At 69.0% G+C, this 17,817-nt stretch carries 13 protein-coding genes; 5 read left to right on the top strand and 8 right to left on the bottom strand.

The window, feature by feature from the left end:
• The first annotated feature begins 28 nt into the window (after positions 1-28).
• From zwf to CNR27_RS10050, 5 genes are all read left to right on the top strand, one after another.
• Positions 29-1,450 carry a glucose-6-phosphate dehydrogenase gene (zwf, locus tag CNR27_RS10070; protein ID WP_096298437.1) on the top strand — a complete coding sequence of 474 codons (1,422 nt, stop codon included), beginning with the start codon at positions 29-31 and terminating at the stop codon, positions 1,448-1,450.
• On the top strand, positions 1,447-2,466 hold the full coding sequence (gene glk, locus CNR27_RS10065) for a glucokinase (RefSeq protein ID WP_096298435.1): 1,020 nt from the start codon (positions 1,447-1,449) through the stop codon (positions 2,464-2,466). Before zwf ends, glk begins: the two co-directional genes overlap by 4 nt.
• Before the next feature lie 56 nt (positions 2,467-2,522).
• Complete coding sequence (gene pgl, locus CNR27_RS10060) at positions 2,523-3,215, top strand: 6-phosphogluconolactonase (RefSeq protein ID WP_157745403.1); 693 nt, start codon at positions 2,523-2,525, stop codon at positions 3,213-3,215.
• 132 nt (positions 3,216-3,347) lie between these two features.
• Positions 3,348-5,264 carry a phosphogluconate dehydratase gene (gene edd / locus CNR27_RS10055; RefSeq protein WP_096298432.1) on the top strand — a complete coding sequence of 639 codons (1,917 nt, stop codon included), beginning with the start codon at positions 3,348-3,350 and terminating at the stop codon, positions 5,262-5,264.
• A gap of 22 nt (positions 5,265-5,286) precedes the next feature.
• Entirely contained in the window at positions 5,287-5,943 is a 657-nt protein-coding gene (locus CNR27_RS10050; RefSeq protein WP_096298430.1) for a bifunctional 4-hydroxy-2-oxoglutarate aldolase/2-dehydro-3-deoxy-phosphogluconate aldolase, read from the top strand.
• Positions 5,944-5,949: 6 nt separating this feature from the next.
• On the opposite strand, the gene CNR27_RS10045 is transcribed toward CNR27_RS10050, so the two are convergent.
• The 8 genes from CNR27_RS10045 to CNR27_RS10005 form a co-directional block, all read right to left on the bottom strand.
• Positions 5,950-7,134, bottom strand: a complete 1,185-nt coding sequence (locus tag CNR27_RS10045; RefSeq protein WP_096298428.1) for a DUF1501 domain-containing protein — start codon at positions 7,132-7,134, stop codon at positions 5,950-5,952.
• A 2-nt stretch (positions 7,135-7,136) separates the two neighbouring features.
• Positions 7,137-8,555, bottom strand: a complete 1,419-nt coding sequence (locus CNR27_RS10040) for a DUF1800 domain-containing protein (protein ID WP_096298426.1) — start codon at positions 8,553-8,555, stop codon at positions 7,137-7,139.
• Positions 8,552-8,851 carry a hypothetical protein gene (locus CNR27_RS10035; protein WP_096298424.1) on the bottom strand — a complete coding sequence of 100 codons (300 nt, stop codon included), beginning with the start codon at positions 8,849-8,851 and terminating at the stop codon, positions 8,552-8,554. Before CNR27_RS10035 ends, CNR27_RS10040 begins: the two co-directional genes overlap by 4 nt.
• 580 nt (positions 8,852-9,431) lie before the next feature.
• Positions 9,432-12,689: a discoidin domain-containing protein gene (locus tag CNR27_RS10025; RefSeq protein WP_245815592.1), complete on the bottom strand. Its 3,258-nt coding sequence runs from the start codon at positions 12,687-12,689 to the stop codon at positions 9,432-9,434.
• A 315-nt stretch (positions 12,690-13,004) separates the two neighbouring features.
• Positions 13,005-13,856, bottom strand: a complete 852-nt coding sequence (locus CNR27_RS10020; RefSeq protein ID WP_096298420.1) for a carbohydrate ABC transporter permease — start codon at positions 13,854-13,856, stop codon at positions 13,005-13,007.
• Positions 13,853-14,731, bottom strand: a complete 879-nt coding sequence (locus CNR27_RS10015; protein ID WP_096298418.1) for a carbohydrate ABC transporter permease — start codon at positions 14,729-14,731, stop codon at positions 13,853-13,855. Before CNR27_RS10015 ends, CNR27_RS10020 begins: the two co-directional genes overlap by 4 nt.
• The gene (locus CNR27_RS10010; RefSeq protein ID WP_096300535.1) at positions 14,721-15,998 is read right to left on the bottom strand and encodes a sugar ABC transporter substrate-binding protein; all 1,278 of its coding nucleotides are present in this window, start codon (positions 15,996-15,998) and stop codon (positions 14,721-14,723) included. Before CNR27_RS10010 ends, CNR27_RS10015 begins: the two co-directional genes overlap by 11 nt.
• Before the next feature lie 97 nt (positions 15,999-16,095).
• Positions 16,096-17,760, bottom strand: a complete 1,665-nt coding sequence (locus CNR27_RS10005; protein ID WP_096298416.1) for a glucoamylase family protein — start codon at positions 17,758-17,760, stop codon at positions 16,096-16,098.
• Between the last annotated feature and the right edge of the window lie 57 nt (positions 17,761-17,817).

Below are 17,817 nucleotides of genomic sequence, written 5' to 3'. Positions count from 1 at the left end.
CACCTGAACCAAGGCAGTTGCGGCGCCCATGCACGATTCCCTGCTGTTGTTCGGCGCCACCGGCGACCTGGCTCAACGCTACCTGTTCCCGTCACTCGTGCACCTGCTGCGCGATCGACTGTTGCCGGCGCAGTTCCGCGTGATCGCGATCGCGCGCAGCGAACACGATGACGAAAGTTTCCGCGCGTGGCTGCGCGAGCGTCTGTGCGAGGACTATGATCCCGCCGCGCTCGACGAGCTGTTGCGGCGCGTCCAGTACGTATCGGTCGATCTCGCCGACGCCGACTCGATGGCCGTCGCGCTGTCGAAATTCGCCGACCGTCCGTCGGTCAGCTATCTGTCCACTCCGCCCAACCTGTTCGCCTCCGCATGCCGCGGCCTCAAGGCGGCCGGTCTGCTGGAGGCGCCGTCGCGCCTGGTGCTCGAGAAGCCCATCGGCCACGACCTTGCCAGCGCGCAGGAAATCGACGCGACCCTGAAGGCAGCGCTCGACGAATCACGCATCTTCCGCATCGACCATTACCTGGGCAAGGCGCCGGTGCAGAACCTGCTCGCGTTGCGCCTGGGCAACACCTTGCTCGAAGCGACCTGGGAGCGCCGCTGGATCGAGTCGGTGGACATCATCGTCGCCGAAACCGCGGGCGTGGATGGCCGCGAAGGCTACTACGCCGACTACGGCGCGCTGCGCGACATGGTCCAGAACCACATGCTGCAACTGCTGGCGCTGATCGCGATGGAGCCGCCCGCAGCAATGGACACCAACAGCATCCGCGAGGAGAAGCGCAAGGTGTTGCGCGCGCTCCGTCCGATGACGGCGGCCACTGCCGACGTCGACAGCGTGCGTGGCCGCTACGTCACCGGGGTCGTCGATGGCCAGGCAGCCAAGGGTTTCGATCATCGCGGCCACGAGGATGTCGAGACCTTCGTCGGGCTGCGCGCATGGATCGACAACTGGCGCTGGGCCGGCGTGCCGTTCCGCCTGGTGACGGGCAAGCGCATGCCCTCGCGCACGACCGAAGTGGTGATCACGTTCAAGCCGGTGACCCACTGGCTGTTCGGTGCCGACGAGCGCAGGCGCGCCCGCGCCAACCAGCTGCGCGTGCGGCTGCAGCCCGAAGAGACGATCGAGCTGGGTCTGATGGGCAGCCTGGCCGCGTCGGAGTGGAGCGCGAACGAGCTGCAGCCGATGTCGCTGGACCTGGCGATGCTGCCCCCCAAGCGCCGCATCGCCTACGAACGCCTGATGATCGATGCGCTCAAGGGCGACCAGACCCTGTTCGTCCGCGACGACGAGGTCGAGGCGGCCTGGCGCTGGATCGACAGCGTCAGCGCTGCGTGGCGCGAGGCCGGCACGCCGGTGCACGACTATCCGGCCGGCAGCTGGGGACCGGCCGAAGCGCAGCCGTTCCTGCCGCGTACGCTCACCACGACAGCAGGCCGCAAGCCGTGACCGCCGCCAACCTTGCCCTGCTCGCCGACATCGGCGGCACCAACGCACGATTCGCGCTGGCCGACACCACCAGCCCGACGCCGCTGCAGCTCGATACCGTGCGCGGTTTCCCGGTGGCGGACTTTCCTTCGCTGGCCGACGCGGCCCTGCACTACCTGGCGCAGATCGGCCACGACGGCAGGCCCGGCGAAGGCACGCACGCCTCGTTGCCGCGCGCCGTGTTCGCCGTGGCCGGGCGCGTGGACGGCGACGATGCACGCATCACCAACCATCCCTGGGTCATCTCGCGCACGCGTACCCGTCAGCGGCTCGGCATCGACGATGTCGTCCTGACCAACGATTTCGCCGCCCAGGCGATGGCCATCCCGTTGCTGCAGCCCGGCGACTACGCGCTCGTCGGCGGCGTGCAATGGTCGGTGCCCAAGGATCCCGACGGCCCGTGTACCTACGCCGTGATCGGGCCGGGCACGGGCCTGGGCGTCGGTGGCCTGATGATCCGCGATGGCCGCCATCATCCGCTCGAGACTGAAGGCGGCCACGTCAGTTTTCCGCCAGGCACACCGGAGGAAACCATGATCCTCGAGCGCCTGTCGGCGCAGTTCGGCCGGGTGTCGAACGAACGGCTGATCTGCGGCCCGGGCCTGGTCAACATCCATCGCGCGCTCAGCGAGATCGCCGGCGTCGATCCCGGTCCGATGCAACCGGCCGACATCACCGCGCGCGCAGCCGCCGGCGACGCCCTGTGCGGGCGCGCCGTGGACGTGTTCTGCGCAGTCTTCGGCGCGATCGCCGGCGATCTGGTGCTGACCCTTGGCGCCTGGGATGGCGTCTTCCTCACCGGCGGCCTGGTACCGAAAATGCTCGACTCGATCCGCCATTCCGGCTTCCGCCAGCGCTTCGAACACAAGGGCCGGTTCTCGCCGAACATGGGGCGCGTGCCGACCATCGCGATGCTGCATCCGCATGCCGGCCTGCTTGGCGCCGCAGCGATCGCCGCGCGCAGGGCCGCGGCATGACGGCGCAAGGCGCCCCGGCCTTTGGCATTGCCGGCGGAATCGGCGACGATGGGCGCATGCAATTGCATGCCTACGAATCGGCGACCCAGTGGACCTGGGGCGCCGCGATCGCCATCTCGTCCGCCATCGCCCGCGATCTGGAACACAGGCCGCGCGCGCGCCTGCTGCTGTCGGGCGGCAAGACGCCCGGCCCGGTCTACGAAGCGCTGTCGAAATCGCCGCTGGCCTGGGATCGCGTCGACGTGGCCCTGGTCGACGAGCGCTGGCTGCTGCCCGACGACCCCGACAGCAATGCCCGCCTGCTGCGCGAGACGCTGATCCAGAACAAGGCGCAGAAGGCGCGGCTCGAGACGATCACCCGTGCCGGCCGTCCCTTCGACGAGGCCATCGCCACAGCCAACCTGCACGCGCGCCAGCCGGCCGGCGTGGTGGTCCTGGGCATGGGTGACGACGGCCATACCGCATCGCTGTTCCCCGGCATGATCGATCTGGAAGGCGCGCTTGCATCGCCGTCGCCCTATGTCGGCGTCGATGCCGGCGGCAGCCCCGGCGCCGGTATCTGGCAGCGGCGCATCAGCCTGACGCCGGCGGGCCTGGCGCCCGCGCACACGCGCATCCTGCTGATCCGCGGCGAAAAGAAGCGCGCACTGCTGGACCGGCTGCTGCAGAGCGACGATGCCACCGAGTTTCCGGCTCGCATCGCGTTCACCACGCCCGGCGCCACACTGCACGTCCACTGGTGCCCGTGACCGGCGAATGATGCCGTCGAACTTGCCGAGCCGGCACAGCATCGCGCGCACCCGGCGCGCATCGGGACGGTCGTCCCGCCTCCCTGCCCGTCCCGCGCCTGTCGGGGCCACTGGATTCCATTGCCGACGCCCATGAGCCTGCATCCCGTTCTTCATTCCGTGACCGAACGCATCCGCGAGCGCAGTGCGCCGTCGCGGCGTGCCTACCTCGAAGGCATCGCGCGCATGCGCGACGAAGGGCCGCTCCGCGGACGCCTGAGCTGCGCGAACCTCGCCCATGGCTTCGCCGCGTCCGGTCCGGTCGACAAGCAGCGCCTGCGCGGCGCGCCGACCGCCAACCTCGGCATCGTCACCGCCTACAACGACATGCTCTCCGCGCACCAGCCCTACGAGGTGTACCCGGAGTTCATCCGCGAGATCGCCCGCGATCTGGGGCATACCGCCCAGGTTGCAGGCGGGGTACCGGCGATGTGCGACGGCGTCACCCAGGGACGCGCCGGCATGGAGCTGTCGCTGTTCTCCCGCGACGTCATCGCCCAGGCCACCGCGATCGCGCTGTCGCATGACATGTTCGATTCCAGCGTCTATCTGGGCATCTGCGACAAGATCGTCCCCGGCCTGCTGATCGGCGCGCTCGCCTACGGCCATCTACCGGCGATCTTCATCCCGGGCGGACCGATGACGCCGGGCATTCCGAACAAGACCAAGGCCGAAGTGCGCGAGCGCTACGCCGCCGGTGAGGCGACGCGCGAGGAACTGCTGGAAGTCGAAGCGCAGTCCTATCACTCGGCCGGCACCTGCACCTTCTACGGCACTGCCAATTCCAACCAGACCATGCTCGAGGCGATGGGCGTGCAGCTGCCGAGCGCGGCCTTCATCAATCCGGGCACGCCGCTGCGCGAAGCCTTCACCCGCGAGGCGGTGGAACGTGCACTGGCGATCACCGCGCTGGGCGGTGACTATCGTCCCATCGGCGAACTGATCGACGAGCGCGCGATCGTCAACGCGGTCGCGATGCTGATGGCGACGGGTGGTTCCACCAACCACACCATCCACTGGATCGCCGTCGCTCGCGCCGCCGGAATCGTGCTGACCTGGGACGACATGGACCGCCTGTCGCAGGTCGTGCCACTGCTGGCCCGCGTGTACCCGAACGGCGAGGCCGACGTGAATCGTTATCACGCCGCCGGCGGCAATGCCTACGTCTTCCGCGAACTGCTCGAAGCCGGCCTGATGCACGGCGACATCCCGACCATCGTCGAAGGCGGCATGGCCCGCTACGCCGAGGAGCCCAAGCTCGACGGTGCGCGCGTGCGCTACGAGCCGGGGCCACGGGTCAGCGCCGACGAGGGCGTGCTGCGACCGGTCTCGGCGCCGTTCGAAGCCCAGGGCGGCCTGCGCCTGCTGCGCGGCAACCTCGGGCGCTCGCTGATCAAGCTCTCGGCGGTGAAACCGGAATTCCGCACCATCGAAGCGCCCGCCGTCGTCGTCGACACGCCGCAGGCGCTCAACCGCCTGCACGCCGCGGGCGCACTGCCGCACGATTTCGTCGCCGTCGTGCGCTATCAGGGCCCGAGGGCAAACGGCATGCCGGAGCTGCATTCGCTGGCACCGCTGCTGGGCATGCTGCAGAACCAGGGACGGCGCGTGGCCCTGGTCACCGACGGCCGCCTGTCCGGCGCGTCCGGCAAGATACCCGCCGCGATCCACATGACGCCCGAGGCCGCACGCGGCGGCCCGCTCGCCTACCTGCGCGAAGGCGACATGATCCGCCTCGACGGCGAAGCGGGCACGCTCGAAGCACTGGTGGACGCCGACGAATGGCGCGCGCGCGAACCTGCATCCGACACGGCGCCAGCCGCGACCGACTACGGCCGCAACCTGTTCGGCTTCAATCGTGCGAATGTGTCGCCCGCCGACCAGGGCGCGCTGTCGATCAGCTGCGGTCCCGCGACCAGCAAAGGCAGCCTGTGGGACTACGATGCCGAATACGATCTCGGCGCCGATGCCGCGGCCGCCGATGCGCCGCATGACGAAAAGGACAATTGACCTGATGCCCGACGTTTCTTCGATGCCCGAACGCCAGCAGCGCGCTGCCGATCTCCTGCGTCATGCCGGCGTGCTGCCGGTGATCACCGTCAACACTCTCGACGAGGCACGCGCCCTCGCCGATGCCCTGCTCGAAGGCGGCCTGAGCACGCTGGAGCTGACCCTGCGCACGCCGATCGCGATCGATGCACTCGCCATGCTCAAGCGCGAGCGTCCCGGCATCGTCATCGGCGCCGGCACCGTGCTCGACGCCAACAACATCCGCGCCTCGATCGATGCCGGCGCGGACTTCCTGGTCACGCCCGGTACGCCGCCCGGCCTGGCCGATGCGCTGGCCGCCGCCGACATTCCGGTGGTGCCGGGCGCAGCGACGCCGACCGAGTTCATGTCCCTGCGCGAACGCGGGTTCCGCAACTGCAAGCTGTTTCCGGCGAGCGCCGTAGGCGGGCTGGCGATGCTCAAGGGCCTGGCCGGGCCGTTGCACGACATGCGCTTCTGCCCCACCGGCGGGATTTCCGAAGCCAACGCGGCGGAGTTCCTGTCGCAGCCGAACGTGCTGTGCATCGGCGGCTCGTGGATGCTGGACAAGGCATGGATCGAAGCCGGCGACTACGCCCGCGTCCGCGAGACCGCGGCGCGTGCCGCCGCGATCGTCCGCGAGGCGCGCGCGCAGCGCTGATCCGCGTCAGCTGCGCAGCAGAGATGGCAGGGTCGCTCTCCTGCCCGAGCGCGGAAACAGGGTGCGCGCCACCATGCCGGGTTCCAGCGAGAAACATTCGCCGACGGCGGACGCGATCAGCGCATCGAGATCCATCGTCGGCCGCAGGTCGCGTCCCTCGTAGAGATCACCCGGGGCGAGACCCGGCCAGTCGGCCAGTACCCGCCCGCCCTTGACCGCGCCACCGACCAGCATCGCCGCCGAGCCGGTGCCGTGGTCGGTGCCGCCGGTGCCGTTGATCGAGGCGGTGCGCCCGAACTCGGTGGCGACCAGGACCACCGTCTGTGCCCAGGCCGGGCCGAGGCCATCGCGCAGCGCCCCGAGCAGCCGGTCGAGTGCGCCCAGGTGGGTCGCCAGGCGCGCCTGCTGCCGGCTGTGCGTGTCCCAACCCTGGGTTTCGATCATCGCGATGCGCGGACCGTCCGGGCGCGCCAGGAACCCCGCCGCGAGCGTGCCGATCGCCTCCGCGTCCCGGCGTGCAGTGCCGGGACCGCCAACCGCCTCGCCGGCGATGCCCCGCGTGCGCAGGGCCGATTCCCACAGGCTGCCCAGGAGCGGGTCCGACGCATACAGCTGGCCGACCCGCAACAGCAGGTCGTCGCTAGCATCTGGCAAGGCCGACGGCGCGTAGGACGCGACCTTCGCATCGCCGCGCAGGGCGGTCGGCACGGTGGAGGCCAGCGCAAGCGGCTCCCGGCCGTCGGAGGGCAGCAGCGCCGCCAGCCGGTTGAGCCAGCCGTCCTTGAGCCGGTGCGGTGCCGCGCCGCCGGTTTCCAGCACGTTCTGGCCATCGAAATGCGATCGTTCTCGATAGGGCGACGCCACCGCGTGCACGAACAGCGCCTGCTTCGCAGCGAACAGGTTGGCCGCCTCATTCAACGCAGGATGCAGCGCGAAGCTGCCGTCGAGCCGGTGCGCGGCCGAGGCATCGATTGCCAGCCCGCCACGCAGCGCGGCGTACGCCGGGTCGGCGTACGGCACCAGGGTGTCGAGACCGTCGGCTGCGCCACGCTGGATCACGAACACGAAGCGACGCTCGGTCGCGGCGTTCGCCAGCAGCAGCCGCGGCGCGAGCAGCGCCAGGCCACCCGTCATGCCCGCCGCGCGCAGGAATCCGCGTCGTGTGCAACCTCGGGTCGGGGTCGACGTCATGCTCACCTCCTCATGAATTCCGGTGACATCAGCAGCAGCGCCAGCGCCGATGTCGGACTTTCCGCGCGCGCCACTTCATCCGCCGTTGCCTGCGACAGCACGCCGGGCAGCAGGACCGGCCCGAGCGCGCGTGCATCGACGTCAGCGCCGGCGTGCCTCGCCAGCCGCTGCGCCATTTCGACCCGGCGCATCAGTGCGTCGGGCGCCGCCCAGGCCGCGGCGGTATCTTCGAAGCCGGCGGGCGAACCCGGCCGCCACACCGGCTGTCCCAGCTGCACCAGCAGGCGGTCGGGCTGCAGGGCCGAACGCTCGGCCAGGCCCGTGCCACGCATTGCCGACAGCAGCCAGTCCCACGGCGTCTTGAACTTGGCCGGCGCCGGCGCCGGCGCCCAAGCCTCCGGCGATTCCACCAGGGCGCGGTAGACATCGGTGAGCTGGCCGCCACTCCGGAGGAACGCCCCCACAAGACGATCGACCAGTGCCCGGGGCGGTGTGTCGGAGACGAAATGGCGCGCGAGCTTGCCAGCCAGGTATCGCGCCGTCGCCTCGGACGTGGCCAGGTCGTGCAGGATCGCCAGCGCCTGGCCCTCGTCCGCCTGCGGGTAATCACGGCCCAGCACGCGGCGGGAGCCGGGCTCGTGCAGCACGGCGCGGAACACGAACCCGGGCGCATCCGGCCACGTCGGTGCGGCGCCCGCCTGCCCGGCCGCCCCAGCGGTGACGACGCTCCATCCGGTCAGCGCACGGGCGAGCTCGGTGACATCGTCCTGGTCGTAGCCGCCGCGCACGCCCAGCGTGTGCAGTTCCAGGATCTCGCGCGCGAGGTTCTCGTTGAGTCCGCGCGCCCGCCCATCGCGGCGCGCCGCCCGCCGCGCGGCCAGGCTGTCCGGTCCGGCCGACTGCGGCTGGTCGAGGTACAGCAGCATCGCCGGATGCCGTTCCGCAGCCACCAGCAGATCCTCGAAGCGGCCGAGCACGTGGGGACGGATCGCGTCACGCTCGAAGGCGCCAGCCAGCGCCTCGACCGCGGGCTTTTCGACCGAGACGGCGAAATGGTTGGCCCAGAAATGCACCAGCCGCTCGATGAACGGCGTGGACGTGTCCAGCGCGGAGGCGAACCGCGCGCGGACATCGACGGCATGGCCCTCGCGTATCCGGTCGCGGACGCGCTTGTGCTCGGCCGTCCGCGCGGCAGCCTCGTTGCCCTCCCCGCCGAGCGCCTGTAGCTGCGCCTGCGCGCGCAGCGACTGCAGTGTCCCGGGCGTCGCGGCCCAGGCGGGCGGCAGTGCTTCGTAGGTGTCCAGCTGCCGCAGCAGCCAGCGCCGGGGATCGGCCGGCAGCGCGGCACCGGCAGCGGCGCCGAGACCGAACCGGTTGATCGCGATCGCGACGTGCGGATCGACGTTGCGGGGTGTATTCATGGCTGCAACTGTGTTGGCGCCGCTGCGGCTGGTGGCGGGACATGGAACGTCCCCTGTCGTGACTGACGGCCCACCAGCGCACGCCGCTGGTCCAGCGCCAGCGCTTCCCCAAACGTCACCACGCTCGATGCGAGTCCTGCGCGTGCGTCGGGATCGGCATCGCGTGTGCACTGCAGGGCCGCGGCGATCGCCGCGCGATTCGGAGGCCCCTGCAACGGATCCAGAGCCTCGCGAGGCCAGCGACGCACCTCGGCGCTGCAGGGTTCGAGCCAGCGCATCAGCGAATCAGTCGGCATGTCGTGTCTCCATCGATGCGGCCGGTCCCGGCGCGCAGATTGGGCCGTGCCCGGCTCCGCAAGCCAGGGCGTGGATGCCCAGTTGCATGGCGTCGGCGCCCCCGGTATTGGACAGCTCCTGGCCGTCGTGCAGGATCAGGGCCTTGTCGCATGGTCGCCTTCGCGTGCGCCGGGATCGGTCAGGCCCGGTCCGGCGTCGACCAATCCCTGCGCCGGAATGCCCAGGCGCAGGATCGGGACCACGCAGCCGTCAGCAGTGAGACTTCGGGGCTCTGGGCCTCGCCGATCGCGAAACCGCCGCGGATCAGCGCGCACTTCCCGTCGGGCTCATCACCGCGACCGGCAGCGCGGCGCGCGCCAGGTGACATGGTAACGCCCCTCCCCGGCTGCGAACCCGTCGCATCATGCGCGAATGCGGCTTGCAGGTCAGCAACGCCCGCAGGCGCATCGACGTCCTGCTCCATCGAACTGCGCTTGCCTCTAAATGTGTCCGCCGGCGCGCAACGGGCCTCGCCCGGAATGCCCGTTGCGCGCCTGCGGCAAGTGCCTGCGAACACCTGCGTCCACAGGGTGTCGTCGGTCAGTCCGCGCCCGCGATCCGCACCTTCGCGCCCGCGCGGGTGATCCGCAATTCATTTCCCTCCCACTGCGCCACCTGCCCGTCGATCGTCGTCGCGCCGGGCACGCTTTCGTAGGGCCATTGCAGCACCAGACCGCCCTCGGGCAGGCCGCTGCAGGCTGCGATGTCGAGCAGCAGTGCATCGCCATCACGGCGCAGCGAATACCCCACCGTGCCCTGCGGCGTGCGCATGCCGCGCAGCGCCACACCCTCGTTCAACCAGTCGGCCGGCACACCGGCGGCTAGCACCAGGCTGTCGTCGATTTCGCGCACGTAGGCAAACATGTCGAGCGCCGAGCGCACGAAGTCGGAACCCACCCAGGCATGCGGCAGGTCCCCGAGGAAGAACGGCGTACGCGGCGTCGGCGTGACCACCTCGCCCCACTGGTTCCAGGCGAGCGGCGCGCGATGGCCGAAGAACCACTCGCGCGCCTCGTTGGCGCGCTCGCGCCAGCCCAGCCGCACGAATGCGGCGACATTGCGCCACTCGTAGGGCGTGTAGTCCTTCCATGGCTCACGGCCGTCGCGACGATCGGTGAACCTGGTCCAGTAGTGCTCGAAGGTGTTGGTCAGCAGCGGTTCGGGCAGGCGGCCCTGCTCGCCGCCGGGCGCGAGTGCGATCGTGGTCGAGGTGGCATCGAAATCACCAAGCTCGGCCGCGCCCGGCAGGAAGTCGATGCCATGCTGCTCGGCGGCGCTGCGCAGGGACGCGTCCAGATCGACGCGGAACTCGTCGCGCGCCGCCGCCATGCGCCTGGCGTCATCGGGCTTGCCCAGCGCCTCGGCGATCGCCACCGCGTCCTTGTAGCCACGCAGCGCCCAGAAATTGTCCCAGTACGAATGCATCGGCTTGGCCGAATAGCCTTCGTGGCTGATCGAGGCCGGCATCATCCCGTAGAAGGCCGCATTGAGCTTGCGATTCTCCTCGGTGCGTTCGCTGGCGCGCAGTTCTTCCATATAGGTGTACGCACCCAGCACGTGCGGCCACATCTTCTGGAGGAAGGCGTCATCGCCGGTGTAGCGCCAGTATTCGGCGATGTTGAAGATCAGCTCGCCATGGCTGTCGTTCTCCGGCACCGGATCGCTGCCGCGGTCGTCGACGCAGCACGGCACCTTGCCGTTCTCGAACTGATAGGGCGCATACCACTCCACATATTCCCTGACGACTTCTGGCCGGCCCATGCGCAGCAGGCCCTCGGAGATCATCGCGCCGTCGCGGATCCAGCTGCGCGCGTACGAGCGCGTGCCCGGTTGCAGTCGCGGGCCGATCCGCGAGATCAGCATGTGGGCGAGCGACGTGCGCAGCGTGTCGGCCAGCGCCTTGCCCGCGGCGGGCACTTCGAAGCCCACGGCATCGAGCTTGCCGCGCCACGCCTGCGCGGTCGCGTCCTGCCAGGCCTGCGGGTTCCAGTCCGCGGGCGCGGCCGCCATGTCGCCGGTCATCGGGATCAGCAGGTCGAACTCGCGCGACTCGCCCGGCGCCAGACGCACGGTATAGACCAGCGCGCCGGACGCCATCGACTGCGGATCGTCGACTTCGGTCGTCGTCGGCCAGGTGCCGGCTGCCAGGTGTTCGACGTCCATGCCGGCATCGAACGTGGTCGCGAACGCGGCCTGCGCCGGCTGACGCGCGAACACGCGCCGCCTGCCGTCGACGCGCACGCCATCGGCGGTGACGCCGAGCCGGCGCAGCGGGCTGACGCCGCCGGTGATGTTGAGGAACTGGGTCGGCGGATTGACCTGCATCGGCCGCACTGCGAGCGCCAGCTGGTAGTCGCGCGTCTCGCTGCCAGGGTTGCCGAGACGGTATCGTGCGACCAGCTGCGAATCCTGCGGCGTGCCGTGGGCGAAACCGGTCACCCGCAGCGCAAGCGCGTCGTGGGTCCAGTCGACGCTGGGAATCGGCAGGTAGTCGTCCTGCAGCGATTGCGCGACCGTCACGTCCGCCCAGCTCACCAGCGTTTCGCCGATGCGCACGAAAGGCTCGATCGAGAAACCACCGGCGGCGACCTCGATCGCGCCGTCCTCGTTGATCAGACCCTGCTGAAGGCCACCATCGAGCCCGAGGATGGTCCAGTACGCCTGCTCCCCACTGAAGCCGCGCGGGAAATGCCCCTTCGGGGCGTCGGCGGCGACGGCCTCGAGCACATCGTTCGGATGCTCGGACATCGCCAGTGGCTGCACCGTCCCATCGGCCAGTGCGAAGCCAGGGCCCTGTCCGTCACGCAGGTCGAGGCCGATATAGCGCGCCTCCGCTTCGGGCAGCGCCAGCCAGTCGATGCCGCCGTTGCCCTGCGTCACCACGCGGACCTCGCGCCACTGCTCGCCGTCAGCCGACAGCGAGACCGCATAGTCCGACGCATGCCGCTCCGGCAGCCACTGCAGGCGAAGGCCACCGAACTCGCGCAGCGAGCCGAGGTCGAGCACCAGGTTCTGCGGCGCCGCGCCCGTCACCCAGGCACTGGCCGCGTCGCCGTCGACCACCTTGCCGACCCCGTCCGGCGTCGTGGTCGACGCGGCGGTGGCGGTCAGCGGCGAGGTGTCATCGGGGGGCAGCGCTTCGAACGTCAGCTGATCGAAGCACACCGTGCCCTTGCCGCCTGCGTTGTTGTAGATCGTGAACTCGAGCTTGTCGCTGGCGCGCAAGGTCTTGTCCGGCTCCGGACCCCAGGCCTTGTCGATATGGCGCTTGCGGTAGCGGACCTCGGTCCAGTGGGTCGGGAAGTCGTACTTCGGGCGATTGACCCACCAGACGTTGTCGCCGCTGGCGTCGATGAGCTTGAACTGCAGATCGTTGGATGGCGATTGTCCGCGCATGCGGAAGGCGAAGCGGTAGTTGTCCGGATAGTCCATCGGCAAGTTGCGCTGGATGCCGACGTATCCGGACACGCCGTTGTAGTCGTAGTCCAGGCACAGTGCGCTGGCGCCGTCGACATCGACCTCGCGCAAGCTGCCGGTGACCTGGTTCGAGGTCACGACGGTCCATGCCGATGGGTCGTCGAAGTCGTCGAGGATGCGGACGCCGCCACCGGCCGCAGGCGCCGCGGCACTGCCGGTCGGCGTCGACGACACGTTGCAGGCCGCCAATGCGAGCGCGAGCGCGGCAATGCCGGCCGCGCGAGCGCAGCGGAACGGTTCGAACGGCACGGTAGTCGGCTCGGCCGGGGTCATGTCGGTGTCGGCAGGCGCGCGCGCGGCGCGGGTGTCGAGAATCTTCATGCGGTACGGTGGCTCCGTGGTTCGACGATTGCGGTTGATCTGCAGGCGCGGGTCGACGTCGCTCCGAATGCGCTTGGGAACGCATCACCAGAAGTTGCTTCAGCCGGCGATGGCGCTACTGCACGGCTGCCGGCGATACGACCCGGCCAGCGATCGCCGGCCCCTGGGATGATCGCGTCAGTGCGCGGATCGATCCGACGCCGCGTGTTGAAGCCTGCCAGCACTGCCGCGGCGGTCCCCCTGCGGATGGCCCCGTGCTTCCATCCGTGGCCGGTCGTCGCAGACGCGCGAACATGGGTGGGCACGCGCTTCGGATCACCCCTTCACGCTGCCGAGCAACAGGCCCTGGATGTAGTAGCGCTGCAGCGCGAGGAACAGCAGCAGCACCGGAATCACGGTGACCACGGCTCCGGCCATCATCATCTCGACATCCTGGATGTGTTCGCGCGACAGCGCAGCCAGGGCCACCGGCAGCGTGTAGTTGGTCTGGTCGGTCAGCACGATCAGCGGCCACATGAAGTCGTTCCAGGCGGCCATGAAGGTAAAGATGGTCAGGGTCACCAGCACCGGCTTGAGCATCGGCAACACGATCTGGAAGAAGATCCGCATCTCGCCGGCGCCATCGATGCGCGCGGCCTCGAGCAGTTCGTCGGGGATCGAGCACGCGTACTGGCGCACGAGGAAGATGCCGAACACCGTCGCCAACGCCGGAATGATCACGGCGCCGAAGCTGTCGACCAGACCCATGCCCTTCATCATCAGAAACAGTGGCAGCATCGCCACCTGGGCCGGGATCACCAGCGCCGCGAGCAGGAGCTGGAACAGGCGCTCGCGGCCCCTGAAGCGCAGCTTGGCGAAGGCATAGCCTGCCATCGTGTTGACCAGCAGCGCGCCGGCCGTGATCGCCGCCGAGATCATGAGGCTGTTGGCGAAGTAACGCCCCATGCCGGCGCGCGCGAACAGCTCCTGGTAGTTGTCGAACGTGATCGCCGACGGCAGCAGCGGCGGCGGAAAGCCGCTGGCCTCGCCGGTCGGCATGAAGGACACCGACAACATCCACAGCAGTGGCGCCAGCGCCACGACTGCCAGCGCGACCAGGGCACCGTTGACCGCCCAGGCCGACCACCGCGTTGCGCCGACTTCGCGATGGGCCGCAACCCGGCTCATACCAGCTCCCGCCTGCGTCCGAAGCGCAGCAGCAACGTGGTGACGCCGAGGATGATCAGGAACAGCAGGAATGCCACCGCCGACGCGCGGCCGAGGTTCCACCACATGAAGCCTTCCTCGTACATGAAGTACAGCACGCTGACCGTGCTCTGCAGCGGATCGCCGCGGGTCATCACATAGGGCTCGGCGAACAACTGGAAGTAGCCCGATACGGTGATCACCGCGACCACCAGCAGCACCGGCCCGAGCATCGGCAGGGTGACGTGCACGAACTGCTTCCAGCGCGACGCGCCGTCGATGCGCGCGGCTTCGTAGAGGTCTTCGGGGATCGCGGCGAGGCCCGCGATGAAGATCACCATGTTGTAGCCGAAGTTCTTCCACACCGCGAAGAGGATGATCGTCGGCATCGCCCAGGTGGGATCGCCCAGCCAGTCCACCGGCGCGATGCCGATATGGCCCAGCGCCCAGTTCACCAGTCCGTAGCTGGTATGGAACAGGTAGCGCCAGATGACAGCCACGGCCACCAGCGTGGTCACCACCGGCGCGAACAGCGCCGTGCGGAACAGGCCCTTGAAGCGCGCAGCCTTTGCGTTGAGCAGCAGCGCGGCGCCGAGCGACACGGCGATCGACAACGGCACGCCGATGACGACGAAGTAGGCGGTGTTGCCGAGCGACTTCCAGAACAGCGGCGTCTGCAGAAGCTCGAGATAGTTGCCGAGCGCGACGAACCGCAGGTTCGACATGTCCGACAGCGCGTAGAGATCGAAGTCGGTCAGGCTCAGCAGCAGGGCCGAGACGACCGGGATGCCGAAGAAGATGCCGAGCACGATCAACGCAGGCCCGGCGAAGATCCAGCCTGCGGTACTAGCGCGCATCGGCGGCTCCCCGATCGGTGCTGGCCTGCGGCCTACCGGGCAGGCCGATGGCGCTGCCCTCGTCCACTTCCCGCTCGCGTACCCAGCGCCGCTTCTCGAGCAGCGCGTCCACGCGCGCATCGAGCTCGCGCAGTGCCTGCTGCTGCGCCATGCCACCGCGCACCACGCGCTCGCTCATCAGCCGCATCTCCTGCACGATCCGTTCCCACTCCAGCACCTTCGGTGTGGGCTTGACCCGCTCGAGCTGGTCGCGGAATGCCTGCGCATACGGATCCTCGCGCAGCTGCGGGAACTCCCAGGTGCTGCGGCGCGGCGGCAGGTTGCCGATCATCGCGTGGAAGCGCTGCTGTATCTCCGGCCGGGAGAGAAACTCCATCAGCTTCCAGCTCGCTTCCTTGTTCGGCGAGTCGCGGAACATCACCAGCGAGGTGCCACCGGCGATGCCGGCACCCGGGCCATCCGGCCCGGGCAGCGGCGCGGTCCCCCACTGGTCCTGCAGTTCGGCCGGCATGCGGTTGCGGAACTCGCGGATGTTCCAGGGACCGGACACGTAGAACGAGAAGAAGCCGCGGCCGAACTCGTCCCAGACATTGGAGATCTGGGTCTCCGACATCCGCGGCGCCCAGCCCTGTTCGAACATGTTGGTGTAGAAGGCCAGGGCGCGAGTGAAGCCCGGGCTGGAGAAATTGCCGCGACTCTCGTCGTCGCGCAGCAGCGGGTCGTCCTGCTGCAGGCCGAACGAAAGCAGCTGTTCGAACTCGTTGAGCGGCAGCATCACGGCATAGCGATCCGGCCCGACATGGGCCTTCACCGCCACCATCGCCGCCTCCCACTCCTGCCAGGTGCGTGGCAGCGTGTCCACGCCCGCCGCCGCCAGGATGTCCTTGCGGTAGAAGATCAGCCGCGTATCGACATACCACGGCACACCGAGCAGCGTGTCGTCGATGACGTTGGTGTGCCAGATGCCAGGGAAATAGTCGGATTCGTCGATGACCTCGGACGCATCGACACGCGACTGCAGCGGCTCCAGCGCGCCGAGCACCGCGAATTCCGGCACCCAGGTATTACCGAGCTGGCAGATGTCAGGCAGCGCGTCGGCTGCGAAAGCGGTCAGCAGCTTCTCGTGCGCCGACGTCCAGGGAATCTGCTGGATCTGCACGCGGATGTCCGGATGCTCGCGCTCGAACTCCCGTACCAGTTCCGAGACCACCTCCGCCTCACGACCCATCGCCCAGAAGCGCACCACGGTGCGTTCGTCGCGCGGCATGCAGGCGGCGAGCACCAGCAGCGAGAGCAGCAGGCAACCCAGGCGCGTCGCAAGGACGCGCCAAGCCGGCAGACCCCGGGCCGGTGCTTGCACTCGCCTACTCCGCCGGCACCGGCTCGGAGGCGCGCGCGGGTGCAGGCGCCGGTGCCGGTCCATTCCGGTCCGCACCCCGGCTTGTGCTGCGCGATTCGGCGATGCCCATCGAACGCGCCGTCGCAGCCTCGGCATCGGGCGGGCCCGAGTCCTTGGGCTCGTCTTCCCCGGCCAGCCAGCCGCCGGTGAAGCCGGCCCGCTCCAGTCCGGCGCGGATGTAGGGGTTGCGCTTCATCACATTCCAGACAAAGTCGTTCCGGTAGTTCGCGATCATCGCCAGGATCGGGCCCTGGTCGATCGCGATGTAGTCGCTGGCCACCCAGCCCTTGCCCGGCACGATGCGCCCCGTCTTCAGCGGCACGTCCTCGTAGCTGAAGCTGGGGTTGAACGCGTCGAGGAAGCCATAGCTCGAATACAGATAGTCGCCGTAGCGGCGGTGCAGCTCCTCGGTGGCCGGGATCACGATTTCGGGGGCGAACGCCACCGAGGCCACGGCAGCGGTCGGCGCGATCGTGCCGTCGTCGAATGCGACATCGAGGCCGGCGCCGCGGGCACTGTAATGGCGGAACTCGCGCTGCTCGCCGTTGAAGTCCTGGTCGGTACGCTGCGGCCCGTCGCTGGCGGTGAGGCCCCAGACGTTCTCACCGTAGTCCTTCCAGCCCATCGGGTTGTCCATGGCGTACTGACGCTGGGCGTAGGTCGCGCGGCGGCTGTTCTCGAAGTAGTCGATGCCGCGGCGACGCATGTAGTCGTCGCGGATACCGCGGAAATCCACCCAGACATGCGTGTACTGGTGCCCGAAATGCGGCGCGAAACTCAGGTACTCCTGGCCGCGGAACACGCCCCAGGAGCGGTCGTAGGTCCGCGTCCACACTTCCCAGGCTTCCGGTGCGATGGAATGCGTCGGCGACCCCAGCGCCAGGATGTAGACCAGCATCGCTTCGTCATAGCCGGTCCAGTCGTGCTCGATGAAGCCGCTCTCGGGATACCAGCCCATCGAGATCAACGGCTTGCGCTGCTGCAGGAACGGCCAGCGCACGTTGCGGTACAGCCGGTCGGCGAGTTCGCGGATCTCGACTTCGCGCGGATCGTCACGGTCGAAATACGACTGCGCGAACAGCACGCCCATCATCATCAGGCCGGTATCCACGCTCGACAGCTCCACCCATGGGGCGAACCGGTGGCCGTTGTCCATGTCGACGAAGTGGTAGAAGAACCCCTGGTGGCCGCCCGTGCCGGTCGCCTGGGGGCCCATCTTGACGTTGCGGAAGAAGCGCAGCGTGGTCAGCGTGCGATCCACTGCCTGGGTGCGGCTCACCCAGCCGCGTTCGATGCCGATCGGATAGGCGGTGAGCGCGTAACCCACCGCTGCCACGCTGGAGAACGGCCGCGACGGAAAACGGTCCGGCGTGAGGCCGTTGACCTCGTTGGTGGTGTCCCAGAAGTACTGGAACGTGCGGCGCTCGATATCGGCAAACAACGGTGGCAGCTCGGGCGGCCCCTGCTGCGCCTCCACGACCGGCTCGGGCTCCGGCACCTGGTCGATCGGTCCCGGCTTGGGCGGCGGCACCGCCGGCTCGGCGGGCTCCTGCTTGCCGCAGCCGGCCAGCAACAATGCGGCAAGCGCGACGAGAAGCAGGCTTTGGATCGCACGCAGACGGAATTGCATCGGAACAGGAACCTCGCGCTGAAATCGTTTTCAGTTACCAGTATAAAACTGCCGGCC

The sequence above is a fragment of the Luteimonas chenhongjianii genome (genome assembly GCF_002327105.1).
Classification (GTDB): domain Bacteria; phylum Pseudomonadota; class Gammaproteobacteria; order Xanthomonadales; family Xanthomonadaceae; genus Luteimonas; species Luteimonas chenhongjianii.
This window is presented reverse-complemented; position numbering and strand designations above follow the sequence as displayed.